This is a genomic window from Leptolyngbya boryana PCC 6306 (assembly GCF_000353285.1).
GTDB classification, from domain to species: domain Bacteria; phylum Cyanobacteriota; class Cyanobacteriia; order Leptolyngbyales; family Leptolyngbyaceae; genus Leptolyngbya; species Leptolyngbya boryana.
The window spans coordinates 3,768,053-3,791,537 of the sequence record NZ_KB731324.1; the positions used below are offsets into that span (position 1 = coordinate 3,768,053).

Below are 23,485 nucleotides of genomic sequence, written 5' to 3' on the forward strand. Positions count from 1 at the left end.
AGGAATTATAGAGGGAGTTTGTTGGACTAAATCGCCCCTGTTCCTCGCCCACGCTGATCGTGTTCCATCGTCAGCTTACCTTCTTCATCCTGATTGATTTCGCGATATTCTTCGACTCGCTGCTGATGTTGCTCCTCTTCAGCCTGACGGGCATCACCAGGAACTTCATAGTACATCTCAGGTTCGATCGCATAGTTGTTCAGTAAGCCTTCTTGATCAACAGTATAGCCTCCTGTTGTTTCAATGCTTTTTGAATCTGTTTGATCATCTGTTGAAGCAGAAGCTTCACGTTCTTCGGTTGGAACGGTCTTGAACTGAGAACCTTCGCGCTCCTTGCGAGCAGCCGTTTCAGCTGGAATAATATGCGGATCATAGGCATCGCTTTGAGCGCGATCGTGGCTATCGGTTGAGATCGTTCTATCCTGACTCATAGCAAATTTCTCCTTATATTTGGTAGCAGATTTCTCCTTAGATTTAGTCAGTGAGATTTAGTAAGCGCGACCTGCGAACTTGTAGTAGATAAAGAGCGCAATAATTGCACCCAAAACTGCCAAGAAAACGCCCGTCAAGCTCAAGCTAGTTGCAGCGAAAGCAAATGTTCCAGTTTCAAGCAGCGTTGCGATCGTTCCACCAATAAAGGCACCAACGATACCGAGAATCAAAGTTCCCAGAATTCCACCGCCTTGACGACCGGGATAAATTGCTTTTGCAATTGCACCTGCCAACAGTCCCAAAATGATCCAAGCTAGAATATTCATAGTTATCTTCCGTGTAATTTAACTCTTTGAAAACCATGTGATTAACTTAACAGGCTGGAGATTCAGTCGTACCTTTCTGAGGTTAGGAGCGCTGACAGAACTTCCTCAGTCTCAAGGTGGATTTGCGCAAAACTCGTACTTGTGGGCGATGAAATGAATCTTTGTCTTACTATAAGTTGACACATAGATATATCTAAACGTCTATTCCTATGCGATTCAAAACGATTGTGCGCTTGCTGCGAGATACGGTGACAGAGTGGAATGAAGATAATGTTCCTTTGTTAGCGGCGGCGTTGGCTTACTATACGATGTTTTCGATCGCGCCTCTGTTGATCATTGCGATCGCAATTGCAGGTGCAATTTATGGACAAGAGGCAGCCCAAGGCGAAATTGTTGGGCAGATTCAAGGTTTAGTGGGCAGAGATGGCGCAGAGTTCATTCAATCGATGATCGAAAATGCCAGTAAGCCTGGAGCAGGAGGAGGAGTTGCAACCTTTATCGGGATTGTAGTTCTAATTTTTGGAGCCTCTGGAGTGTTCGGACAGTTGCAAACGGCACTCAATACAATTTGGGAAGTAAAACCGAAGCCAGGGCGGGCAGTAAAAAGCTTTCTACAAGCGCGGTTTCTCTCGTTTGCAATGGTCTTGGTGATTGGATTTTTATTGCTGGTTTCGTTAGTCTTGTCTGCAATTCTAGCCGGGATTAGCGCGTACTTTGGAGCATTCCTACCGGGGTCGATCGCGATTGGGCAAATCCTCAATTTTGTGATTTCGTTTGGGATTATTACACTGCTCTTTGCTTCAATCTATCGATTCTTGCCCGATGTGCATGTGCCTTGGAAGAACCTTTGGGTTGGTGCGGCAGTGACAGCTTTATTGTTCAATCTAGGTAAGTTCTTACTCGGTCTTTACCTGGGTAATAGCGGTGTTAGCTCGACCTATGGAGCGGCTGGATCGCTGGTTGTGATATTGATTTGGGTATTTTATTCAGCACAGATTTTGCTGTTTGGAGCTGAGTTTACGCAAGTATATTCTAAGTATCGAGGTAGACCGATTACGCCTTCGAGTCATGCCGTTTCGCTCAAAGATGAAGTTGTCGATCGAGATGCTCCCTAATGACGAGAACTCCGAGCTTAGCAAAAGCTTGGAGTTCTGAGGCTTTATTTCACTAATCCTGCTCGCAGTGCGCGAACTGCAATCTGAGTCCGATCATTCACACAGAGTTTATTGAGAATGTTGCGAACGTGAGTTTTGACCGTTCCAATTGTGATGTAAAGCTTCTCTGCAATCTCAGCGTTACTTCGCCCATCTACGATCAGTTCCAGTACATCTAGCTCCCGAGTCGTTAGCGGATATTCAGAAATCATGCCGCTATCTTCAAAAGAAAGCTTGTTAATGGTAACTGTCGTGGTCGCTTCAGTCGGTCGAGCCAGCTTGACTTGACCTAGGACAATTCGCGCGATCGCGGGATCGATCCAGGCGTTTCCAGAGGCAGTTGTGTGAATCGCTTCAGATAACCGTGAGCCTGTAATATCTTTCATGCAATAAGAATCTGCGCCTGCCGCAAATGCAGCGAGTACCATCTCTTCATCATCGTGCATCGTCATGATCAAGATTTTGGTGTTTGGAGCTTCTCCATCGGTTCTAAATTGCTGCGTCAGTTCGATCCCGGTCATATCCGGCAAACCAATATCGACGATCGCAACGTCCGGTTGAGTTGAGCGAATCAGATTCAACCCTGATCGAGCATCCCGCGCTTCGCCAACAAGTTCAATACCTTGCTCTCTCAAAAGTGCTCGAATCCCAAAGCGAGTCAAATCATGATCTTCAATCAATACAACTCGAATCTTCTCCATTTTGGCTGCTCCTACAGACGTATAAACTTTTCAGTTCAATTGCAGATTTACTTATAGTGAAATAATTCTAGATCGAGAGCATATGCAAAGCGGTCTACCTACAGTCATAGCTTTAGAGCCGTAAAATCTCGGACTAACTCTATCCAAAGATTGAACTTCGTTAAACTTGGCGCAATTCATTTCCGTAGTTTCTTGGATGTTTGTACTATCTTGAGCGAGTCATGACCTGTTTCTCGCTCGTCTTTGCCAATTCGCGTTCTAATAGAGAGATTGCTTGTGTTATTCGGTCATCAACATCATCAGGAGTTCGATCGTGAAAAGGCTGTGGCTTGCAAGTCTGGCAATATTTGGCTGCGGTAGCTTAGGATTATGGTTTGTTCACTCTCTCGTTTCTTCTCAGGTTTCTGTTTCTTCTCAAGTGGCTCCCACCCAACAACCAACCGTCTTTGCATCTCCATCGGCAAGGGTTACTCAGGGTGTACCTAGATATCAAGTTTATTCTTTGCCTAATAGCGAAATTCATACGGTGACGATCGCACCTCAAAGTCAATTTAAAGTGTCGATCGCGCTTTCTCCAAAGTTGGAACCGATCGAGCAATTTGGCAAATCGATGAATGCGATCGCAGCCCTAAACGGTGGGTTCTTTGACCCGAAAAATGAAAAAACGACTTCCTATATTACGAAAAACGGCAAAGTTGTTTCAGCTCCCAACACCAATGATCGCTTAATGAAGAATCCCGATCTCCAGCCGTACTTGCCTCAAATCCTAGAGCGATCGGAGTTTCGACAGTACAAATGCGGCGAGAAGATTCAATATGCGATCGCGGCTCGTTCGGCAGTCGCACCGTCGGGGTGTCAGTTGATCGATGCCATTGGCGCTGGTCCTCAACTGTTACCCAGATTGACCGCGAAACAAGAGGGCTTTGTCGATGAGATGGTCGGAAGAGATTCGATTGGGGTCACGCAGCGCAATGCGAGAAGTGCGATCGGGATCTTAAAAGATGGTTCAGTCATTTTAGTCATGGCAGCCCAAAAGCCAGATGCACCGCAAAATTCCGGGATGTCTGTGCAAGCAATGACTGGATTTTTGCAACGGTTGGGTGTTGAACAAGCCTTGAACTTAGATGGGGGTTCATCGTCATCGCTGATCTACAAAGATCAAACGTTCTATGGCAAAGTAGATAAAGATGGAAAAGCCGTTTCCAGAGCGATTAAGTCTGCCATTGTCGTGCATGAATGATTATGCGATCGCAATTCAAACTTTAAAGCTTGCTGATCCGAGACTGGGAACAGTCATTGATCAAGTGGGAGAGTGCAAACTGACTCAGCAATCAGGAGATTTGTTGCACTCACTTGCGCGATCAATTGTTTATCAACAGCTATCAACAAAAGCTGCAACGGCAATTTATCATCGGTTTCTTGAGCTTTACCGCGATCGCGCCATTACAGCAGAAGCAATTCTAGAAACGCCAGATGAAACGCTACGAGGAGTTGGATTTTCACGCCAAAAAATTGTTTATCTCAAGGATCTGGCACAAAATATTCAAACCGGATTGCCAACGCTAGAAGAATTAGAAGAATTAGAAGACGAAGCGATTATCCAAACACTGATTAAAGTCAAAGGGATTGGACGTTGGACTGTTCAGATGCTTCTGATTTTTCGACTGCATCGCTGGAATGTCTTGCCTGTTGATGATCTGGGGATTCGAGCGGGAATTCGGCGGATTTATCAGCTAGAAGAATTACCAGATAAAAAGACAGTTTTGCAAGTCGGACAGGCTTGGAACCCGTATTGTACGATCGCGAGTTGGTATATTTGGCGGAGTTTAGAATTGCCCTAGATTCAGGTCAGTAAAAAAGGGCGTAATGAACGCCCCTTTTGTCTTCCGAGTTGAAGTCACTCGTTGAAGCTATACTCCGGTGAATTGATGAATCGCATCTAGACCAACACGATCGCAGAAATCTCCAAAGCTTTCCCCTGCCTGCCGCTCTTTCTTAAAGTACGTAAACACAGGCTCGAATACCGCTTCTAAATCATCCAAATTCATCTTCTCGATGAAGACCTTTGCCAATCTCGTTTGATTGGGAGCCGCACCTAGCCAAACTTGGTACATATTTGGACCCGTTCCCACCAGTGCAAATTCTGCGAGATACGGACGCGCACAGCCATTCGGGCAGCCTGTCATGCGGAAGATAAATGACTCATTCGGTAAGCCTACTTTTTCGAGCAATAACCGAATTCGAGTCAAAATTGGTAAACTCGCTCGTTCAGCTTCCGTGGTTGCCAGTCCACACGTCGGTAATGCAGGACATGCCATAGAATCACGAACTAAAGGATCAATCTGATCAGGACGTTCGATCCCATGTTCGCGCAGAATGCGATTGATTCTTTGGCGATCGCTCTTTTCAATGTTATATAAAAGAACATTCTGGCTCGGTGTCAGTAACATCGGCAGATTGAACTTTGTCACAATCTTTTTGAGCGCTGCTTTCAGCCGGAAACCGTTTTCATCTTTGATCCGACCATTCTGAATCGAGATGCCATAGAACAGTTTTCCATCGCCTTGCTCATTCCAGCCCAGATAGTTGAGAAACTTGAATTCAGGTAAAGGCTTGAACGGCTCGATCGCTTTACCAAAGTATTCTTCAACTTTAGAACGGAATTTCTCAACGCCCCATTCTTCAACGAGGTATTTCATCCGAGAATGACGCCGATCAGAGCGATCGCCATAATCCCGCTGAGTCGCAACGATCGCTTTTACCAAATCGTAAACATCTGCTTTGGCAACATATCCAATGGGATCAGCGATGCGAGGAAAAGTTTCTTCTTTGCCATGAGTCCGCCCAAGCCCGCCTCCCGCATAGACATTAAAGCCTTCTAACTCACCTTGATCATTCGTCAAAACAACTAAAGAAATGTCCTGCGAGAACAAATCAACAGAATTGTCACCGGGAACTGTCACTGCAATTTTGAACTTCCGAGGCAGATAGTACGTTCCATAAATCGGCTCAGGCGAATCTTCAATATTGGAGCCGTTAATATTTCGCTTCCGGGCTGCGACGACTTCCGGATCTTCTTCACCCGTAATCGCTTTCTCCCCATCTAACCAAACTTCGTAATATGCCCCGGATTGCGGCGTGAGCAAATCAGCAATATGATTCGCATACGTCCGAGCATATTCATACTCTGGGCGATTTTTAAACGGTGCAGGCGGAGACATGACGTTTCGATTCACGTCACCACAAGCACTCAGCGTTGATCCCATACTTTTGACGATCGCGCTAATCGTCGCTTTCAGATTCTTCTTCAAAACGCCGTGTAGTTGAAACGCTTGGCGAGTCGTGACCCGAATCGTGTGATTGCCATATTCATCTGATAACCGATCGATGGTCAAATACAACTCAGGGGGAACAAACCCGCCAGGAGAGCGAGTTCTCAGCATCATCGAGTAATCTTTTTCTTGTCCTCTGACGCGATTATCACGATTATCTTGCTGATAAGACCCGTGAAATTTCAGCAGTTGAATGCCGTCTTCGGAAAAAGCGTTCGTGTCCAGCAACAATTCTGAAGCGACGGGTTCGCGTAAGAAGTTACTACGCTCTTTGATGCCTTCAACTTTGGAGGGTTTGCGGACGGAGGGAGGTGTAGAAGAAATGACCATTGCAATTGGTGGATCGGCTAAAGACAATAATTCGGCACTTGAATCAAATCAAGCTGCCGTAAGCATTTATTCCCGGTATTTCGGTCGGAATTGTGTTGAATGCTCTCAGTCTATCACGATCGCTTCATCTACCGTGCAGACGTAGGTGTTAAGTTCTGTTCTTGAATCACAAAATCTAACAATCCCTGACACGCATCTAAAAGCAGGTCAATCACAAAGTTAAATCCTTCCGTCCCACCATAATAAGGATCAGGGACTTCTCTTAAGGAATGCTCGGTACAGAAGTCGCACATCAAGCGAACTTTGTCTTGATAGGTTCCAGCAGGATCGATCGACCGAATCGCTTCAAAATTATCGATGTCCATTGCCAGAATCAAATTGAATTCTTCAAAATCCGCGCGTTCAAATTGTCTTGCACGTCCAACAAGTTCGATGCCTCTGAGTTTCGCCGCAGCATTCATTCTGCGATCAGGTGGGCTGCCAATGTGATAACTCGATGTTCCTGCCGAATCACAGGTAATTTCACACTCTAATCCAGCTTGGCGGATCAGATGATTCATGATGTTTTCGGCAGAGGGCGATCGACAAATATTGCCTAAGCACACAAATAGTAAGCGATATGCCATTGGGATTGCCTCAAGTGAAAACCTCTCAAATTTTCGCTTACTTTCGCCAAATGTTGGAACATTGATCGCCGCAAAATCAATATTTATCGAGTTGGGCGGCGGTTTGGTCGTGCTTGGGGTCGGGGTTGTGGTCTAGGCTGAGGTGGTCGGACCTGTGGTAAATTTCCATTTCGCCAAACTCCTTGCGATCGCGCTCCAGTTGAGAAAATATAAACCCCACGTCCATTGCGCTGATTATTCTGAAACTCGCCTTCATAGCGATCGCCATTTGGGTACAAACAGACTCCAAATCCAGTCATCGCATTCTGCCGAAATTCCCCCTCGCAGCGTGTGCCATTTGCATAAATAAAAACGCCACGCCCTTGCCGCACATTGTCACGAAATGCTCCTTCGTAGCGATTTCCACTGGAGAACGTACACCGTCCAAACCCATTCAGCGAATTCGAGCGAAAATTTCCCTCACAGCGCGTGCCATCTGCATAGGTAAACACCCCCTGTCCCTCTCGAATGTTCTGTCGAAACTCGCCTTCATAGCGATTTCCGCTCGCAAATTGGCACATCCCACGACCATTCAGCAGATTGTTCTGAAAATTTCCCTCACAGCGCGTGCCATCTGCATAGGTAAACACCCCCTGTCCCTCTCGATCGTGCCGCTGAAAATTTCCCTGAAATCGATTTCCGCTGGGAAATTGGCAAACATGCGTGCCCTGGAGCCAACCATCTTTGAGCCGCCCTTCACAATAATCGCTGTTTTTTGGAAGTGCCAAACTCTTGGCTGCACTGAACGGCAAGATCGGTTGGGCAAAAACTTCTGTACTGACAAAATCAGCGCTAGTCACGAATACAAAAAATCCTAATGACAGTTTTAGAGATTGTGATTGTGACTGCGATCGCGTTTTAGAGGTAAGCTTCACCATACTTTTGGGAGGTTCTTTTGTAAGGCTGCGATAATTTCTATGCTTTATTAAGGCAAAGATTGTCGGAAATGGGGCTATATAGGGGTAGCATTTTTGACGTTTCTAAGTTCGTCGGTAGCAAGTCCATGTTTTCGAGCCTGCTTTTCTCCTCCTTCGCCCAACTTCCTCCACGGGTTCCCACTCCCGCCCCGATGATTGCCCCACAACCGACTAACCAAGAAATTCTCCCATTTCAGGAGGGAATTCCCAATCAAGAATTCATTGAATCTCAAGAGATTCGTCCCCTGCCTGGCAAACTTGATGATGTTCCGGTTTTCAATAGCAATAGTCCTGAAGTTGTTCTCACAGAAGGGATTCTCCTTTCAACTTTTCCATCTGCAGGAATGCGGGTTCCCTCGGCTCATCTAAATTACGCATTCAACGGCAGATTTGATATCTTCGCCCATCATATTTCTAGAGCCAGCAATCCCAGTCAAACACGATCGCTCTTCCAAGGCATCGTGGTCTACAATCCCAACGATCGCCCAGTTCAAATTGATATCTCTCAAGCTGCCAGCTATCTCACTCGCCCCGATGCTCTGTTTGTTGATCTCCCTGCCTCTGTTGAAGATCCGCTAGGCACAGTCTTTGCCGGGCCGGGCAGCCGAGTTGTAAATGATATTCTTCGTGGGCGCAGGAATGGCAGTATTCCAACGGGAATGATGATCCCGCCGAAACAGGCACAAATGCTGATGAATCTCCCAATTCCAGCAGGTACAGTCACTCCAACTTCAAACGGACGCTCTACGTTAATGCGTCTCAATAGTAATGCACCAGTCTATGTTGCCACCCTAGCAATGTTCGCGCCATTAAACGCCAATCGAACTGAGCGAGTTCCGACGATTGAAGAATGGCTAAATCTTCTAGTGAATGCTGGAGTTGCAGGACCTAGAGATATTCCTCCCACTCCTCCTAACGCCAAAACAACTAACATTACCTATGGTCGGGTCGCTGGTGTTGCCAAAGGTTCAGAATGGCGCACCAACATAACAGATGATTCTCGTTCGAACTCTCTCAATATCCCCAAACCCGGTCGCGCCTTTTCTTATGGTTTAAGTACGCTGGAACGAGGCACATTTGGAACAGGTCAGATTCAAAGTGCTCCGATGCTGGTGCGCTATCCCGATACTGCCTACCTTGCAAATGGAAATTACGGAATTCATTACAGTTTGACCCTTCCCCTGCGAAATTCTACGCGTCAAGCTCAAACGATTCAAGTCTCGATCGAAACTCCGCTCAAACAAGATAGAAGTAGGAATGAAGTTGTCTTCCTCACGGCTCCTGCGCCTCAAATTTTCTTTCGCGGTACAATTCGGCTGCGTTATTTAGACGATCGCTCAACCCCTCAAACCCGATTTATCCATCTCGTTCAACGCCGAGGTCAAAAAGGTGATCCGCTTCTGACTTTGACGCTCTCGCCTGGGGAACGTCGCTCTGTCGAAGTCGATTTTCTCTATCCTCCCGATGCAACGCCCCCCCAATTGCTCACTGTTCGCACCCTAAATCGATAAATTGTGTCCACCACCGCTACTGTCAAACCCTGGCTTTACTGGTCACTCTTCCCAATTCATCGGACTTTTCTCAGACTGTACTTTAGTTCGATCGAAATTCAAGGGCGAGAGAATCTTCCTCAGCAAGGACCTTGTATTCTTGCCTCTAAGCATTTCAGCCGATGGGATCCTTTAGTTCTATCGCTCTTGAGTCAAGAACCCCTGCGATTCATGACAAACGCGAATCAATTTACAGGAATCCAAGGCTGGGCGATCGAACGCCTCGGAGCTTTCCCAGTCAATCTTGCTCGTCCTAGCGTTTCCAGTTTGCGATGTGCGATCGAACTTCTTCAAGCCAAACACAAACTTGTCATTTTCCCAGAAGGCGGAATTGTGCGAGACCAGCCCCTGCGCGAGTTTAAGACTGGATTAGCGCGATTAGTCCTTCAAGCAGAGGCAAGCGGAGAAATAAAGGTACCAATTTTACCGATCGCTCTTTTTTATTCCCCAACCGCCTCAGCAGGTGCAAAAGCTTCGATCCGAATCAATCCGCCTCTCTACATAAACGACTATCGCCAAGAGAACGACAAACAAACTGCTCGAATTTTCACCCAAACCCTTTACTCAAAAATTCTAGAAAGTCTATCAAATTAAGGCTAATCCCCTATTTTTCCCAATCTCTCAAAAAACTTGCAAGACTTTGTTGACAAACCCAATTAGGCTTGATACATTAATAAAGCGGTGAGGGAAGCGCGCTGAAGCGAGGCTCCGAACCGCAGAACTGAACCTATAAAACAGAATAGTTTAGAAGCCAGAGAAAGGAAAGCCTTCGTCAGAAAAATGTCTCTTTTGTTAGAGACCGGAAGGATAACCGGATAAATATTCGCGATTGAGCTACAAGCTTACTCTATTTACTATGGAGAGTTTGATCCTGGCTCAGGATGAACGCTGGCGGTATGCTTAACACATGCAAGTCGAACGGTCTCTTCGGAGATAGTGGCGGACGGGTGAGTAACGCGTGAGAACATGCCTTTAGATTGGGGACAACAGTTGGAAACGACTGCTAATACCGAATGTGCCTTAGGGTGAAAGATTTATTGTCTAGAGATTGGCTCGCGTCAGATTAGCTAGTTGGAGTGGTAACGGCACACCAAGGCGACGATCTGTACTTGGTCTGAGAGGATGACCAGGCACACTGGAACTGAGACACGGTCCAGACTCCTACGGGAGGCAGCAGTGGGGAATTTTCCGCAATGGGCGAAAGCCTGACGGAGCAATACCGCGTGAGGGAGGACGGCTTTTGGGTTGTAAACCTCTTTTATCAGGGAAGAATCGATGACGGTACCTGATGAATCAGCATCGGCTAACTCCGTGCCAGCAGCCGCGGTAATACGGAGGATGCAAGCGTTATCCGGAATTATTGGGCGTAAAGCGTCCGTAGGTGGTTTATCAAGTCTGCTGTCAAAGCGTGCGGCTTAACCGCATAAGGGCAGTGGAAACTGATGAACTAGAGTGCGATAGGGGTAACAGGAATTCCCAGTGTAGCGGTGAAATGCGTAGATATTGGGAAGAACACCAGCGGCGAAAGCGTGTTACTGGGTCTGCACTGACACTGAGGGACGAAAGCTAGGGGAGCGAAAGGGATTAGATACCCCTGTAGTCCTAGCCGTAAACGATGACAACTAGGCGTGGTTCGTATCGACCCGAGCCGTGCCGTAGCCAACGCGTTAAGTTGTCCGCCTGGGGAGTACGCACGCAAGTGTGAAACTCAAAGGAATTGACGGGGGCCCGCACAAGCGGTGGAGTATGTGGTTTAATTCGATGCAACGCGAAGAACCTTACCAAGGCTTGACATCCTCGGAACCCTGATGAAAGTTAGGGGTGCCTTCGGGAGCCGAGAGACAGGTGGTGCATGGCTGTCGTCAGCTCGTGTCGTGAGATGTTGGGTTAAGTCCCGCAACGAGCGCAACCCACGTTTTTAGTTGCCAGCATTCAGTTGGGCACTCTAGAGAGACTGCCGGTGACAAACCGGAGGAAGGTGTGGATGACGTCAAGTCAGCATGCCCCATACGCCTTGGGCTACACACGTACTACAATGCGTCGGACAAAGAGCAGCCAGCCAGCGATGGTGAGCCAATCTCATAAACCGGCGCTCAGTTCAGATTGCAGGCTGCAACTCGCCTGCATGAAGGCGGAATCGCTAGTAATCGCAGGTCAGCATACTGCGGTGAATACGTTCCCGGGCCTTGTACACACCGCCCGTCACACCATGGGAGTTGGTCACGCCCGAAGTCGTTACTCTAACTGCTTGCAGAGGAGGACGCCGAAGGTGGGGCTGATGACTGGGGTGAAGTCGTAACAAGGTAGCCGTACCGGAAGGTGTGGCTGGATCACCTCCTTAAAAGGAGACCTACCCTCTCACTTAGCTAAAGCTAGGATGAGAAAGGTCAACTAGGTCGTTCGAAGCTTTCCATAAATTTCGATGTGCTTCTAAACTATCCCGGTTCAGGGATGGGGGCTATTAGCTCAGGTGGTTAGAGCGCACCCCTGATAAGGGTGAGGTCCCTGGTTCGAGTCCAGGATGGCCCACTCCATTAAGACAAGGGGGTTTAGCTCAGTTGGTAGAGCGCCTGCTTTGCAAGCAGGATGTCAGCGGTTCGAGTCCGCTAACCTCCACCAACCGATTGATTGAATCACTCTGTTGAATTTTTTGTTGAATTGAGCGATTGAGGATATGCGACAGCAACTCATCTGCGAGATGTAGAGAGCCTGCTGGATTATGTCCAGTACAAGAACCAAGAAAACTGCATAGTAATGATGTCAGGTAGAGATACACAGACACCAATGTAAAGGACTAAAACTGATTGAAATAATTAGTGGTCAAGCTACAAAGGGCAGATGGTGGATACCTAGGCACACAGAGGCGATGAAGGACGTGACGACCGACGATATGCTTCGGGGAGCTGGAAGTAAGCATTGATCCGAAGATTTCCGAATAGGGCAACCTTTAACATGACTACCTGAATCCATAGGGTAGAGCAAGCTAACCCAGCGAATTGAAACATCTTAGTAGCTGGAGGAAGAGAAAGCAAACGCGATTTCCGTAGTAGCGGCGAGCGAACTGGAAACAGCCTAAACCAGGTGATTTATCATCTGGGGTTGTGGGACAGCAACGTGTATCAGAGCGGTTAAACGAAGTAGTGAGAAGCTACACCAGAGAAGGTGAAAGTCCTGTAGTTGAAAACTTAACTGAGCTAGCTGTATCCCGAGTAGCATGGAGCACGTGAAATTCCGTGTGAATCATCGAGGACCACCTCGAAAGGCTAAATACTCCTGTGTGACCGATAGAGAACTAGTACCGCGAGGGAACGGTGAAAAGAACCCCGGGAGGGGAGTGAAATAGAACATGAAACCATCTGCTTACAAGCAATGGGAGGACGATTGAACGTCTGACCGTGTGCCTGTTGAAGAATGAGCCGGCGACTTATAGGTACAGGTAGATTAAGGCGGAGATGCCGAAGTCAAAGGGAAACCGAGTCTGAATAGGGCGCGATATCTGTATTTATAGACCCGAACCCCGGTGATCTAACCATGTCCAGGATGAAGCTTGGGTAACACCAAGTGGAGGTCCGAACCGACTGATGTTGAAAAATCAGCGGATGAGGTGTGGTTAGGGGTGAAATGCCAATCGAACCGGGAGCTAGCTGGTTCTCCCCGAAATGTGTTGAGGCGCAGCGGTAATTGTTTAAGTCTGGGGGTAAAGCACTGATTCGGTGCGGGCTGGGAGACCGGTACCAAATCGAGTCAAACTCTGAATACCAGATGAATAGATTGCCAGTGAGACGGTGGGGGATAAGCTTCATCGTCAAGAGGGAAACAGCCCAGACCATCAGCTAAGGTCCCAAAATAACACCTCAGTGATAAAGGAGGTGGGAATGCAGAGACAACCAGGAGGTTTGCCTAGAAGCAGCCATCCTTAAAAGAGTGCGTAATAGCTCACTGGTCAAGCGTTCCTGCGCCGAAAATGAACGGGGCTAAGGTGTTTACCGAAGCTATGGACTTGCATTTATGTGAGTGGTAGGGGAGCGTTCTGTTGTAGTGAGAAGCATCAGCGGCAAGCAGGTGTGGACGAAGCAGAAGTGAGAATGTCGGCTTGAGTAGCGCAAACATTGGTGAGAATCCAATGCCCTGAAATCCTAAGGGTTCCTCCGGAAGGCTCGTCCGCGGAGGGTGAGTCGGGGCCTAAGGCGAGGTCGAAAGACGTAGTCGATGGACAACTGGTGAAGATTCCAGTACTCAATTTGGATTGTGACGGGGGACGGAGAAGGCTAACACAGCCCCATGTTGGTTAGGGGTTCAAGCATTCGAGGTGATGAGAGTCGGCGGAAACGACTTGAGCTGAGGTGTGAGTACGAGAGTCTACGGACTCGAAGTGTGTGATGTCAGGCTTCCAAGAAAATCCCGGATCACGATAATTCAAATTACCCGTACCCGAAACCGACACAGGTAGGATGGTTGAGAAAACTAAAGGGCGCGAGATAACTCTCTCTAAGGAACTCGGCAAAATGACCCCGTAACTTCGGGAGAAGGGGTGCCACCGAGAGGTGGTCGCAGTGAAGAGGCCCAAGCGACTGTTTACCAAAAACACAGGTCTCCGCTAAGTTGCAAAACGATGTATGGGGGCTGACGCCTGCCCAGTGCCGGAAGGTTAAAGAAGTTGGTCAGGGATTCGTCCTGAAGCTAGCGACTGAAGCCCCGGTGAACGGCGGCCGTAACTATAACGGTCCTAAGGTAGCGAAATTCCTTGTCGGGTAAGTTCCGACCCGCACGAAAGGCGTAACGATTTGGGCGCTGTCTCGGAGAGAGGCTCGGCGAAATAGGATTGTCTGTGAAGATACGGACTACCTGCACCTGGACAGAAAGACCCTATGAAGCTTTACTGTAGCCTGGAATTGGGTTCGGGCTTTAACTGCGCAGGATAGGTGGGAGGCTATGATTCAATCCCTTGTGGGGATTGAGGAGCCAACGGTGAGATACCACTCTGTTAAGGCTAGAATTCTAACCTTCGCCCGTAATCCGGGGAGGGAACAGTTTCAGGTGGGCAGTTTGACTGGGGCGGTCGCCTCCTAAATGGTAACGGAGGCGCGCAAAGGTTCTCTCAGGCTGGTTGGAAATCAGCCGTAGAGTGTAAAAGCACAAGAGAGCTTGACTGTGAGACGAACATGTCGAGCAGGGACGAAAGTCGGCTTTAGTGATCCGACGGCGCTGCGTGGAAAGGCCGTCGCTAAACGGATAAAAGTTACTCTAGGGATAACAGGCTGATCTCCCCCAAGAGTTCACATCGACGGGGAGGTTTGGCACCTCGATGTCGGCTCATCGCAACCTGGGGCGGTAGTACGTCCCAAGGGTTGGGCTGTTCGCCCATTAAAGCGGTACGTGAGCTGGGTTCAGAACGTCGTGAGACAGTTCGGTCCATATCCGGTGCAGGCGCAAGAGTATTGAGAGGAGTCTTCCTTAGTACGAGAGGACCGGGAAGAACGCACCGCTGGTGTACCAGCTATCGTGCCAACGGTAAACGCTGGGTAGCCAAGTGCGGAGTGGATAACCGCTGAAAGCATCTAAGTGGGAAGCCCACCTCAAGATGAGTACTCTCATGGTGTTAAACCAGTAAGGTCACGCGGAGAACACGCGTTGATAGGCTCTAGGTGGAAGTGCAGTAATGTATGCAGCCGAGGAGTACTAATAGACCGAGGGCTTGACCTCTTGAATCAGATTGAATCTAAGCCTTGGTGTTTGAGATTTCTACATTCAAAACTGACATCAAAAACTATGCAGCCTTCTGGGTTCTGGTGAATTTGAGCCAGACTCAACGAGTTTCCTGGTGGTGATGGCGATGTGGACCCACACTCATCCATCCCGAACTGAGTGGTGAAACGCATTTGCGGCGACGATAGTTGGAGGGTAGCCTCCTGTCAAAATAGCTAACCGCCAGGGTATCATTAGAAAGAAAGCTCTCTAACGTTTTGTTTAGAGAGCTTTTTGACTTAAGTCTTCAAAAAAATTCTTGTTTCTTCAATATGCATTCATTTGAGTGCGATCGAAAAATCGTTAAGTCGCACTCAAATTATTTTTTGGATAGCTCGTGTGTTGCGGAGTTGTTAGTCGATACTGGTTTCGCGATCGTCTTCTAGCTTTACGCGAATTGTATGAGAGAAATTATCGCCTCTTGGATCGCCGAAGTAAAACTCCAGTGAATCACTTGAGAGCCGCTCTAAAGATTTCAACATTGCTCTTAGATGGGGGGTGCTAGCGCCTGTATCTTCGTAGAGCTTCCCAGATAGGGAATTAACTCGTTTCCAGGTTGTGTAGAGTTTGACGATCGCAGTTTCTAATTGTGCAGCTTGATTTACGAGTTCTGCGGCAGAATTCAAACAACCGAGTCGCATTGCTTCATCTAAAGCATTTTCAATGTCGATCGATTCGTCGTTTAATGCTTGAACTTGTGGGGCTGCTTCAAGATAGCGAGACAAAGATCTGGCTTCTCCAGTAGCTTGCTTTAAGGTGTCGAGATCTGGCTGTTCCGCAATCGCTTGGCGGATTGATGATTGATGGGCTTCGGGAAGCTTTTCTAAATGTTTCACTAAAGGTGCAACATACCGAGTCGGGATAGTTTGATCGACAACTTTTTCGCGAATCTCTTCAGGTAATAAGTCTGAACTCATCGCTGTCCAGTCATCTGAGAGTTGTCGGACTTCTCGACGAGTAATGCGATCTCCTCGTTTGACGGCATCGCTGACAAGCTGCTGAACTTCTGGTTCTGCTTGCGCTGTTTCTACAAAGGCTTGTTTGCTGAAGTGATTGATGTCTTCAGGTTCAATATGTCCGCCTTCTAAGAGAGTATCTGCACTATCTGCAAGCTCAATGAGCCTGTAGGCTTGAGTTTTACTAATTTCGCGATCGCTTAACCAGTTTAAAAAGCTGCGTCCAAGTTTTTGTTGTTCAGATGAGCTTCGCTGTACGTAGTGTTCGCGAACGGCTCTGAGAATTCGTCCACGCCAAATATCAGTTTGCAAATCGAAGCGATCGCAAACGAGCCAGGCTTGATCAATTTTTTGCTGAAATTCAAGTTCTTCAATGTGATCATTCGTTGGATCGGGAAGATCAAACTTGAATTCAGTGGGTTCTAATGCATCAAGCGTGAGAGGTCTGGGTGAGCGTGGCATTGGGACAATCTAAAAACAGCCGCATCATTATTGCACCTTTATCGGAAGATAGCATTCCAAATTGATCCGATCAGAAAGATTGTTAAACCGCTGAGTGCAAGCACGATCGATAAAAAGACGACAACTAATAGAGCAACAAATAGATAGTCTGCTTTTTCTTGCTGTCTGGATTGAGCTAAATGGGCTTCAATCAAAGCCAAATTTTTAGAATTCGCTTTCCAAGCAAGATCAACAAAATCGCCTGCCATCGGAATGATGCCTAAAAGAGCATCTAAAATCAAATTCCACATCATTCGTGCAAGAGAAGCACGGGGAATGCCCAAACGCGCCGCTTCTACAACGATATAAACTGAGACGAGTGACATTGCGACATCTCCTCCGCCTGGAAGTAATCCAATCAAAGGATCGATGCCGACGCGATACTTCGTTCCAGGAATTGGTAGGGCATTATCTAGGAGATGCGTTAGAGATCGTAATCGTGCGATCGTGCTTTCGCGATGTTGAGTTTGCATAAATCATAAACAAATTACCTCTAAAATCTTAATCGCGAAAGATCTCGCTAAGATCAAGATTCTAATTGGGTAAAAGTTGTGAAAGTCGTTGTAATTGGCGGTGGGGCAGCAGGATTTTTTGGGGCGATTTGTGCAGCGCAGGCAGGAGCAGAGGTGACTTTGCTCGAAGCTGGGCAGAATTGTTTGTCAAAAGTTCTCATCTCTGGAGGTGGTCGCTGTAATGTGACGCATTCTTGCTTCGAGCCAGCTTTACTTGTACAGCATTATCCAAGAGGCGGTAAGGCGCTGCGAGGTGCATTTTCGCAGTTTCAGCCGAAACATACGATCGAATGGTTTACAGATCGCAATGTGAAGCTCAAAACAGAAGCAGATGGGCGGATTTTCCCGATTACGGATGATGCTCGAACGATCGCAGATTGTTTGTTGAATCAAGCCGCAGATTTGGGAGTAAAAATCTATACGCAGTCTCCTGTTAAGGCAGTTGCTAAAGTAGAAGATCAGTTCCTCGTTACGCTACGGTCTGAGCAAGTGTTGACGGCTGATCGGGTGCTGATTGCCACTGGAAGTAATCCAAATGGATATCAGTTTGCGCGATCGCTTGGACATTCCGTGATTGATCCAGTTCCGTCACTGTTCACGTTTAATATTCGAGACGATCGCTTGACGGATCTCGCGGGTGTTTCAGTTGACCCGGTGCGGTTGCGATTACAGGTTGGAGAAGCAAAGTTTGAACAGACTGGAGCATTGCTGATCACGCATTGGGGAGTGAGTGGACCTGCCGTGCTCAAACTATCGGCTTGGGCAGCGCGGGAACTGCATGATGCGCGCTATCAGGCAAGATTGTCGATCAATTGGTTACCCAAGCAGAATCCAGAGCAGTTACGCCAAGAGTTGACAGCCGTTAGAAATCAGATTCCCCAGAAAACGATCGCGGCAAATTGTCCGGTCATGTTGCCACGGCGATTGTGGGAAAGGCTGACTGAGGCAGTAGGTATTCAGAAAGAGCGACGATGGGCAGAACTCTCGAATAAGACTTTGAATCAATTGATTCAAGAACTGATGCAGGGTAGCTATCAAATTTCGGGCAAAGGGGTCTTTAAGGACGAATTTGTGACCTGCGGGGGAGTGAATTTGAAAGAGATTAACTTTAAAACAATGGAGAGTCGTTGCTGCCCAGGGCTTTATTTTGCGGGTGAAGTATTGGATATTGATGGGGTAACAGGTGGCTTTAATTTTCAGAGCGCTTGGACGACGGGTTGGATCGCGGGAAATGCGATCGCAAAAGTTTCAGCTTCGGTGCATCGACCTCAGTAAACTCTACATTTGGTTGGTGATGTCATGTTTAGACTGATTTCTGGATTGGTTGCTGGTGCAATTTTGCTGGCAATATCGGAACCAGCACGTGCTGATTTTGGAATTCGCTCTTCTGGTTTTGGAGTGACCATTGGGAGACCTTCCTCGGTTAGGCAACATCCCCGAGGAGTCCGTCGCAGCTACTATCCTTATGGGGGGAGTGGAATTGTAATTCGGAGTACGATCGACAATTCTTACTACAACTATGGACAACCTGAATATTATTCGCCAGGGTTCCCAACTCGGACGGTGATTGTGGCTCCGAGAGTTCGGACGGTGATTCTGAATCCGGTGTATCCAAATAATTACTATCGCCAGAATTGCGGTAGCGTCATTTATGGTAGCCCGATTGCGTCTCCGATCCCGGTTGATCCGTATACGGGAAGCGCTTGTCGTTAAGCGCGCCCTGTGCAGGAAAGTCCTTCAACGATCGCAGATGGAGTATGACACGAGCCATTCCATTCTGCATCGTTGCCGAGTTCAACCAGGTTCTTGAGTGCTGTATAGACGCTTCCGGCAACCATTGTGTCTTTGACGCGTCCAACAATTTGTCCATTTTCAATCCGATATCCTAAGTCTACGTTGACCGAGAATTCACCCGAAATTCCGGCTCCTCCACCCAGCATTTGATCGAGAATCAAGCCGTGATCGATTGAAGCAATCAGTTCGTCTAAAGATTTTTTTCCTGGTTCTACGAGCAAGTTAAATAAGCCGGGAGTTGGATAGCTCCCTAATCCTGAGCGAAAGCCATTTCCAGTAGTTCCACTGCCTAAGCTTTTTCCGGTTGTGAGGTCGGTATAAAACAGTTGCAATTCGCCGCGATCGATAAAAGTAATCGAGCGCGTCGGGGTTCCTTCGTCGTCAAATGGACAGCTAAATGGGCCTGCTTTCGGCTGTTGAGAGAGGGTGATGTGTTCTGACGTGACGAGGCTACCGATGCGATCGCTCCAAGGGGATGCGCCTTCGATCACTTGTTTTCCATTCAAGGCGGCTTGGACTGTGCCCCAAAGCATGTCGATCGCTTTTGAGGTAAAGAGAATCGGAACACGCCCAGTTGGAGGGGTGGTGTTTTCTTTCGCCCACTCTAAGCGTTGTAAAATTTGTTGCGCGATCGCGATGGGATCGAGGTGATTGCGTTCGGTTTGTCCGTCTGAGACATTGAGAAAGTCGTCGCCTCTGATCCATTCCACTTCTAGAAAGCCGCTGAGGGTGGTGTCGGTGTAGCCGCAGTCTAAGCCGTTGGAGTTGATCAGGCGTGTGGTTTCTGCTTCACAGTCCCAGCCGCTGGAACAGAGTACGTCGGGATAGCGATCGCGAATTTGTGCGATCGCAAGGTTGCCCCATTCAACTAGTTGTTCAATTGGAACGGACTGACCGACATCCGGGTAAGACAAGTGTGATTCTGAAGCGAGTTCGACTTCTTCGGGGTCGTTGAGTTGGCTGATGGCGATCGCGCGATCGACGAGAGCTTGGGGTTCGACGGCTCCATAGGCGACCGCTAAGCCGGGTCGTCCGTCTTTCCAGAGTCGCAGGGCGGTTCCTTCGGCTTGGGTGCTTTCGAGTTGTTTGAGGCGGTTGGCTTCAAAAAAGACGGGACGAGAGAGAGATTGGGATTGAAAGACTTCGGCGCACTCGGCTCCGGAGCGTTTGGCGCAGTCTAGGAGTTGTTCGGGTAGGGAATCGATCGACATAGAAATCTAGGGACAAGGGAGGGGGATCTGAACCCTTGATCACTGTACGCTAAATTGATTTCCTGTTGGCGATCGCGTTGAAATTTGATCAGTCGGGGCGATCATCGGTGAATTGGTTAATTGCTTCTACGATGCCTTCTGAGTAGGGTTCTAAGATGGTGGCGGCAACATGCAGGTTTGCGAGGGCTTGGCTGAATTCTTCCGAGTTTGGGTCGGTGGATTCAAGTTGTTTGATGGCAACGATCGCGCTTTCAAGTTGAGGAAGATACTCGCCGATATGGCGTTTCAGGCTGATGAAGGATTTTTCTAAAGCAGTAGTCATCATGGCTTGAGTCTCTCTAGTTTGGCAATTTGTTGACGACAATTTGCGACGGTCTTTTCCCAGTGAATAATCAGTCCTTGATCTTGCTCGTCGAATGGATTGCTCTGTTCAATCTCTATTTTCTCTAAATGTTCTGCAAGTGCTCGACGTTGCCCTTCGAGTTGCTTGCGATAGTCTTTATTCTTGGTCATCCTACGGTATCGCTTTCTCGGTCAATTGATTGAGGAGGTGTGTCGGCAGAAACTTGGGCAAATAGAAATAGCCGAATAGAATTCGGGGCTATACCCTAACTCCCTGGCTTCAAATAATCCAACAATCGATCGCCCGAATCTGCCCGTACTAATCCCACTGCAATATCGGGCAGCATTCTCCGACTTGGAAATACTAAATACCGAGGCTCCCAACGCGGACGAAATTTCTCTTTAAACTGATGCAGTCCCTTAAAGTTATAAAACTGATTCAAATGCTCAAAAAAGTAATGCAATCCCTTCTCCACTCGCTGAGCATCCGAAGCCTCTCCCACTCCCGCTAAAGGCGACAAACTAAAATTAAAACTGTCATACCCTTCCTGCTGAAAATGCTTGAGCATCTCCGCAAATAGAAAATCCATCGTGCCTTTCTCAGCTCGATTCAAATGGCGCATCAAATCCACAGTGACTTCTTTGCGATTGTAGCCAGAGAGTAAGTTAGAAAACGCGATCGCTTCCCCATTCCCATCTTCAACTACCGCAATATGGCACTCTTTCAAATAGTCGGGATTAAACCAGCCGATCGAGAACTGCTTTTCTGACCCTTGCTTGGATTTTAACCATTCATCACTCACAGGTTTTAATCGCGTAATTAATGAATCCGCGATCGGCGGATGATAGACCTGAAGGCGATAACCCGATTTTGAGAGTTTATTGATTGCTGTTCTAAAGTCCTGATTTGCTTTGCCTTTGAGATTAAACGTATGCAAATCAATAATTGCCTCTTCCCCAATCTGCACCCAGCGATATCCTAAAGATTGATAAATGGGCAACGTCTCAGGCAGCACCTCGTAAAAGGTGGGAAACCAATCATTCTGATTACAAAATTCTCGGAAACTCACGATCGCTTCTTGCAAGTCTTCAGGATGTCCGATCGGATCTCCTAACGTAATGGCAGCCCGCCCCTTTGCCACGTAAGCAATCACACTCTTACCAGACGGACTGAAGTAATACGATTTATCGGGCAGCAACGATAACCGAGCGAGTGAAGTCTGACCATACTCATCAATGATTTGACGCGCTTTTTTACGATCGTGCAACGTTGCGGGATCGCCTCGAAGTAACACAGGACGCAACAACATTAATAACGCATACGTCATCGTAACGAGACCCACGGCATAGATCGAATTCGCAAAGAAATCGCCATAGCGTCTCCTCGGTTCCAATCCTGCATTATCTGCTGTAAAGAACATCGCTAGCGTCTGTAAAATCGATTCCCGAAAACTGAAGTTAATCGGCTGTCCATTGACATTGAAGTAACCATCGAGAATATAAAACCCGATCGTTCCATAAGCCAAAGTAAATAAAATCGCAATAATGAGCGCGCGAATTCCTTGCGCGATCGACGGAGGATCGGACTTCGCAGTATAAGCTTTGCGTAATACAAATAGCTGAATCAATAGAACCGTTGCCAGAATCCCTTCTTCAATATCAAAGCCCTTGATCAAATGGCTCAGAATCGACAAAATCAGCAAACCAACCGTGAGATACCACGCAACTTTTTTGCGTCGCAACAGATTTGCAGCTAGGGTCAACAAAACAAACCCCGCCAAAGCCGCAAACAAATGTCCTCCAGCCCGCACCGAAAACGGAAGAAAATGCTTTAACCAAGCGGTTCGCTCTGGATAGCTCGGCACGATCGCAGACCATAAATTCACCAATCCCATCACACCCGTCAAAATCCCGGCTGACCAAATGCCGATGCGCGTCTTACGATCGACATTGCTGGAGTAGGCTGTATAGCCTGAAGAAGTCTGCTGCATGAGATTAAAAGTGTTGATGTTTTTTTTGCGTATGGATGTGCTGAAACTGTCGTCCAACAAAACTGAGTGAATCGGTGAGATGCTTTCTCCAATAGTTCCAACCGACATCTTGTCCAACAATTCCATGTCCACCAGGAAATACACGAAACTCGTTATAGATTCCTAAGCGATCGAGAACTTTGTGAAAATCTCGAGTGGCATCTAGATACTTCTCATCCCCTTCACCTGCATCTAGATAAGCTCGAATTCTCCGACGCTCAGCTTGAGAAATCTGTGTAACGAACAGTTGAGGACTATTTTCAGCACCACTTTTGTCAATAAAGTATCCGGTATGGCTAAAGAAAATCGTAAATTTGTCTAAGTGTCTTAACCCAATATTAAACGCGCCCCAAGCTCCCGAAGAAAGTCCACCCATTGCCCAATAGTGCGAATCCTCGATCGTCCGAAACTGCGCTTTCACTTCTTTCACTAAATCCTCGGCAATATAAGTTGCCACCTTCCCATTCGCGCCATCAAAATAATCCGAATCCCAAAATGGACTTGTTCCCCGCTGATCATTCCCATCCGGCATAATCATTAAAGCCGCAGGGAGCTTCTGCTTTTGGTACAAATTTTTGAGTGTTGCAGTGATCCCGGCTTTGATGTAGTAATCTCGTTCGTCTCCATGTCCGCCATGCAGCAGAAAAATCACAGGATACCGTCGTTTCGGGTGCTTCTCATAACCCGGAGGTAAAACAACTCCGTACTGCCGCTGTTCTGCCATGGCGTTACTATAAAAACTTTTGACCTGAAAATTTATCCCGGCAACTTCTTCAGGTGGAGGCGTATCTAACTGGGGCGCACCTGCGATAAATACATACCAATATCCGACTGCCGCCAGGATCAAAAGCGCGATCGCGCTGATCATCACAGCCGAGATTCGATTTTTTTTTCGTTTGGGCTTGAAGGTTAGCGGCATGGGTAAAAGCAAACACTCACTTTTTGAGCACTGTACTGCGAACGAAACAGGATGAGGCGTATTTGAAA

The 23,485-nt window shown here is 47.6% G+C and carries 20 protein-coding genes, 2 tRNA genes and 3 rRNA genes; 12 read left to right on the forward strand and 13 right to left on the reverse strand.

The window, feature by feature from the left end:
- Positions 1-26 precede the first annotated feature (26 nt).
- Positions 27-431, reverse strand: coding sequence for a hypothetical protein (locus LEPBO_RS0118945; protein WP_017289147.1), 405 nt, complete (start codon positions 429-431; stop codon positions 27-29).
- Positions 432-488: 57 nt separating this feature from the next.
- Complete coding sequence (locus tag LEPBO_RS0118950; RefSeq protein WP_017289148.1) at positions 489-758, reverse strand: GlsB/YeaQ/YmgE family stress response membrane protein; 270 nt, start codon at positions 756-758, stop codon at positions 489-491.
- Between the two features lie 209 nt (positions 759-967).
- Between LEPBO_RS0118950 and LEPBO_RS0118955 the strand changes: the two genes are divergently transcribed.
- The gene (locus tag LEPBO_RS0118955) at positions 968-1,873 is read left to right on the forward strand and encodes a YihY/virulence factor BrkB family protein (RefSeq protein WP_017289149.1); all 906 of its coding nucleotides are present in this window, start codon (positions 968-970) and stop codon (positions 1,871-1,873) included.
- A gap of 44 nt (positions 1,874-1,917) precedes the next feature.
- Here LEPBO_RS0118955 and LEPBO_RS0118960 read toward each other — a convergent pair whose 3' ends face one another.
- Positions 1,918-2,613: a response regulator gene (locus LEPBO_RS0118960; protein WP_017289150.1), complete on the reverse strand. Its 696-nt coding sequence runs from the start codon at positions 2,611-2,613 to the stop codon at positions 1,918-1,920.
- 313 nt (positions 2,614-2,926) lie between these two features.
- Between LEPBO_RS0118960 and LEPBO_RS0118965 the strand changes: the two genes are divergently transcribed.
- Positions 2,927-3,853, forward strand: coding sequence for a phosphodiester glycosidase family protein (locus LEPBO_RS0118965; RefSeq protein ID WP_071596176.1), 927 nt, complete (start codon positions 2,927-2,929; stop codon positions 3,851-3,853).
- Complete coding sequence (locus LEPBO_RS0118970; protein ID WP_197693252.1) at positions 3,801-4,454, forward strand: DNA-3-methyladenine glycosylase family protein; 654 nt, start codon at positions 3,801-3,803, stop codon at positions 4,452-4,454. The genes LEPBO_RS0118965 and LEPBO_RS0118970 overlap by 53 nt, the downstream gene beginning before the upstream one ends.
- Before the next feature lie 69 nt (positions 4,455-4,523).
- Here LEPBO_RS0118970 and sir read toward each other — a convergent pair whose 3' ends face one another.
- The 3 genes from sir to LEPBO_RS37550 all read right to left on the reverse strand — a co-directional run bounded on the left by sir (position 4,524) and on the right by LEPBO_RS37550 (position 7,740).
- A complete protein-coding gene (sir, locus tag LEPBO_RS0118975; RefSeq protein WP_026148762.1) occupies positions 4,524-6,275 on the reverse strand; it encodes a sulfite reductase, ferredoxin dependent in 1,752 nt (583 codons plus the stop codon).
- A 128-nt stretch (positions 6,276-6,403) separates the two neighbouring features.
- Positions 6,404-6,901 (reverse strand): low molecular weight protein-tyrosine-phosphatase, encoded by a 498-nt coding sequence (locus tag LEPBO_RS0118980; RefSeq protein ID WP_017289154.1) that lies wholly within the window; start codon positions 6,899-6,901, stop codon positions 6,404-6,406.
- A gap of 83 nt (positions 6,902-6,984) precedes the next feature.
- Positions 6,985-7,740, reverse strand: a complete 756-nt coding sequence (locus LEPBO_RS37550) for an MORN repeat-containing protein (RefSeq protein ID WP_197693251.1) — start codon at positions 7,738-7,740, stop codon at positions 6,985-6,987.
- 203 nt (positions 7,741-7,943) lie between these two features.
- Here LEPBO_RS37550 and LEPBO_RS0118990 point away from each other — a divergent pair, with 203 nt between their 5' ends.
- From LEPBO_RS0118990 to rrf, 7 genes are all read left to right on the forward strand, one after another.
- Complete coding sequence (locus LEPBO_RS0118990; RefSeq protein WP_017289156.1) at positions 7,944-9,368, forward strand: DUF3370 domain-containing protein; 1,425 nt, start codon at positions 7,944-7,946, stop codon at positions 9,366-9,368.
- Between the two features lie 3 nt (positions 9,369-9,371).
- A complete protein-coding gene (locus LEPBO_RS0118995; RefSeq protein WP_017289157.1) occupies positions 9,372-10,001 on the forward strand; it encodes a lysophospholipid acyltransferase family protein in 630 nt (209 codons plus the stop codon).
- 259 nt (positions 10,002-10,260) lie between these two features.
- Positions 10,261-11,748 (forward strand): 16S ribosomal RNA (locus tag LEPBO_RS0119000).
- A gap of 114 nt (positions 11,749-11,862) precedes the next feature.
- A tRNA-Ile gene (locus LEPBO_RS0119005) sits at positions 11,863-11,936 on the forward strand.
- A 14-nt stretch (positions 11,937-11,950) separates the two neighbouring features.
- Positions 11,951-12,026: transfer RNA gene (locus LEPBO_RS0119010), tRNA-Ala, on the forward strand.
- A 199-nt stretch (positions 12,027-12,225) separates the two neighbouring features.
- A 23S ribosomal RNA gene (locus LEPBO_RS0119015) occupies positions 12,226-15,110 on the forward strand.
- A gap of 114 nt (positions 15,111-15,224) precedes the next feature.
- Positions 15,225-15,341: ribosomal RNA gene (gene rrf / locus LEPBO_RS0119020) — 5S ribosomal RNA — on the forward strand.
- The 16S, 23S and 5S rRNA genes sit together here with 2 tRNA genes alongside, the layout of an rRNA operon.
- A 164-nt stretch (positions 15,342-15,505) precedes the next feature.
- Here rrf and LEPBO_RS0119025 read toward each other — a convergent pair.
- Both LEPBO_RS0119025 and LEPBO_RS0119030 read right to left on the reverse strand, forming a co-directional pair.
- Positions 15,506-16,570, reverse strand: coding sequence for a hypothetical protein (locus tag LEPBO_RS0119025; RefSeq protein WP_017289158.1), 1,065 nt, complete (start codon positions 16,568-16,570; stop codon positions 15,506-15,508).
- Positions 16,571-16,608: 38 nt separating this feature from the next.
- Complete coding sequence (locus LEPBO_RS0119030; RefSeq protein WP_017289159.1) at positions 16,609-17,082, reverse strand: DUF4112 domain-containing protein; 474 nt, start codon at positions 17,080-17,082, stop codon at positions 16,609-16,611.
- Positions 17,083-17,160: 78 nt separating this feature from the next.
- On the opposite strand from LEPBO_RS0119030, the gene LEPBO_RS0119035 reads away from it, so the two are divergent.
- Both LEPBO_RS0119035 and LEPBO_RS0119040 read left to right on the forward strand, forming a co-directional pair.
- Positions 17,161-18,396, forward strand: a complete 1,236-nt coding sequence (locus LEPBO_RS0119035) for a BaiN/RdsA family NAD(P)/FAD-dependent oxidoreductase (RefSeq protein ID WP_017289160.1) — start codon at positions 17,161-17,163, stop codon at positions 18,394-18,396.
- A 24-nt stretch (positions 18,397-18,420) separates the two neighbouring features.
- The gene (locus tag LEPBO_RS0119040; protein ID WP_017289161.1) at positions 18,421-18,834 is read left to right on the forward strand and encodes a hypothetical protein; all 414 of its coding nucleotides are present in this window, start codon (positions 18,421-18,423) and stop codon (positions 18,832-18,834) included.
- On the opposite strand, the gene LEPBO_RS0119045 is transcribed toward LEPBO_RS0119040, so the two are convergent.
- From LEPBO_RS0119045 to LEPBO_RS0119065, 5 genes are all read right to left on the reverse strand, one after another.
- On the reverse strand, positions 18,831-20,126 hold the full coding sequence (locus LEPBO_RS0119045; protein WP_017289162.1) for a TldD/PmbA family protein: 1,296 nt from the start codon (positions 20,124-20,126) through the stop codon (positions 18,831-18,833). The two genes, LEPBO_RS0119040 and LEPBO_RS0119045, sit on opposite strands and share 4 nt — an antisense overlap.
- An 88-nt stretch (positions 20,127-20,214) precedes the next feature.
- Positions 20,215-20,451, reverse strand: a complete 237-nt coding sequence (locus LEPBO_RS0119050) for a hypothetical protein (protein WP_197693250.1) — start codon at positions 20,449-20,451, stop codon at positions 20,215-20,217.
- Positions 20,448-20,639: a hypothetical protein gene (locus LEPBO_RS0119055; RefSeq protein WP_017289164.1), complete on the reverse strand. Its 192-nt coding sequence runs from the start codon at positions 20,637-20,639 to the stop codon at positions 20,448-20,450. The genes LEPBO_RS0119050 and LEPBO_RS0119055 overlap by 4 nt, the downstream gene beginning before the upstream one ends.
- A 95-nt stretch (positions 20,640-20,734) precedes the next feature.
- Positions 20,735-22,459: a phosphatidylglycerol lysyltransferase domain-containing protein gene (locus LEPBO_RS0119060; RefSeq protein ID WP_017289165.1), complete on the reverse strand. Its 1,725-nt coding sequence runs from the start codon at positions 22,457-22,459 to the stop codon at positions 20,735-20,737.
- A 4-nt stretch (positions 22,460-22,463) separates the two neighbouring features.
- Positions 22,464-23,417 carry an alpha/beta hydrolase gene (locus LEPBO_RS0119065; protein ID WP_017289166.1) on the reverse strand — a complete coding sequence of 318 codons (954 nt, stop codon included), beginning with the start codon at positions 23,415-23,417 and terminating at the stop codon, positions 22,464-22,466.
- Positions 23,418-23,485: the final 68 nt, after the last annotated feature.

What these genes read in the sequence shown, in the direction of transcription:
- LEPBO_RS0119040 (WP_017289161.1), top strand. Translation starts at nt 18,421, where the DNA reads ATGTTTAGACTGATTTCTGGATTGGTTGCTGGTGCAATTTTGCTGGCA.
- LEPBO_RS0119050 (WP_197693250.1), bottom strand. Translation starts at nt 20,451, where the DNA reads ATGATGACTACTGCTTTAGAAAAATCCTTCATCAGCCTGAAACGCCAT.
- LEPBO_RS0118980 (WP_017289154.1), bottom strand. Translation starts at nt 6,901, where the DNA reads ATGGCATATCGCTTACTATTTGTGTGCTTAGGCAATATTTGTCGATCG.
- sir (WP_026148762.1), bottom strand. Translation starts at nt 6,275, where the DNA reads ATGGTCATTTCTTCTACACCTCCCTCCGTCCGCAAACCCTCCAAAGTT.
- LEPBO_RS0119060 (WP_017289165.1), bottom strand. Translation starts at nt 22,459, where the DNA reads ATGCAGCAGACTTCTTCAGGCTATACAGCCTACTCCAGCAATGTCGAT.
- LEPBO_RS0119065 (WP_017289166.1), bottom strand. Translation starts at nt 23,417, where the DNA reads ATGCCGCTAACCTTCAAGCCCAAACGAAAAAAAAATCGAATCTCGGCT.
- LEPBO_RS0119030 (WP_017289159.1), bottom strand. Translation starts at nt 17,082, where the DNA reads ATGCAAACTCAACATCGCGAAAGCACGATCGCACGATTACGATCTCTA.
- LEPBO_RS0118945 (WP_017289147.1), bottom strand. Translation starts at nt 431, where the DNA reads ATGAGTCAGGATAGAACGATCTCAACCGATAGCCACGATCGCGCTCAA.
- LEPBO_RS0119055 (WP_017289164.1), bottom strand. Translation starts at nt 20,639, where the DNA reads ATGACCAAGAATAAAGACTATCGCAAGCAACTCGAAGGGCAACGTCGA.
- LEPBO_RS0118960 (WP_017289150.1), bottom strand. Translation starts at nt 2,613, where the DNA reads ATGGAGAAGATTCGAGTTGTATTGATTGAAGATCATGATTTGACTCGC.
- LEPBO_RS0118950 (WP_017289148.1), bottom strand. Translation starts at nt 758, where the DNA reads ATGAATATTCTAGCTTGGATCATTTTGGGACTGTTGGCAGGTGCAATT.
- LEPBO_RS0118970 (WP_197693252.1), top strand. Translation starts at nt 3,801, where the DNA reads ATGGAAAAGCCGTTTCCAGAGCGATTAAGTCTGCCATTGTCGTGCATG.
- LEPBO_RS0118990 (WP_017289156.1), top strand. Translation starts at nt 7,944, where the DNA reads ATGTTTTCGAGCCTGCTTTTCTCCTCCTTCGCCCAACTTCCTCCACGG.
- LEPBO_RS0119025 (WP_017289158.1), bottom strand. Translation starts at nt 16,570, where the DNA reads ATGCCACGCTCACCCAGACCTCTCACGCTTGATGCATTAGAACCCACT.
- LEPBO_RS0119045 (WP_017289162.1), bottom strand. Translation starts at nt 20,126, where the DNA reads ATGTCGATCGATTCCCTACCCGAACAACTCCTAGACTGCGCCAAACGC.
- LEPBO_RS0118955 (WP_017289149.1), top strand. Translation starts at nt 968, where the DNA reads ATGCGATTCAAAACGATTGTGCGCTTGCTGCGAGATACGGTGACAGAG.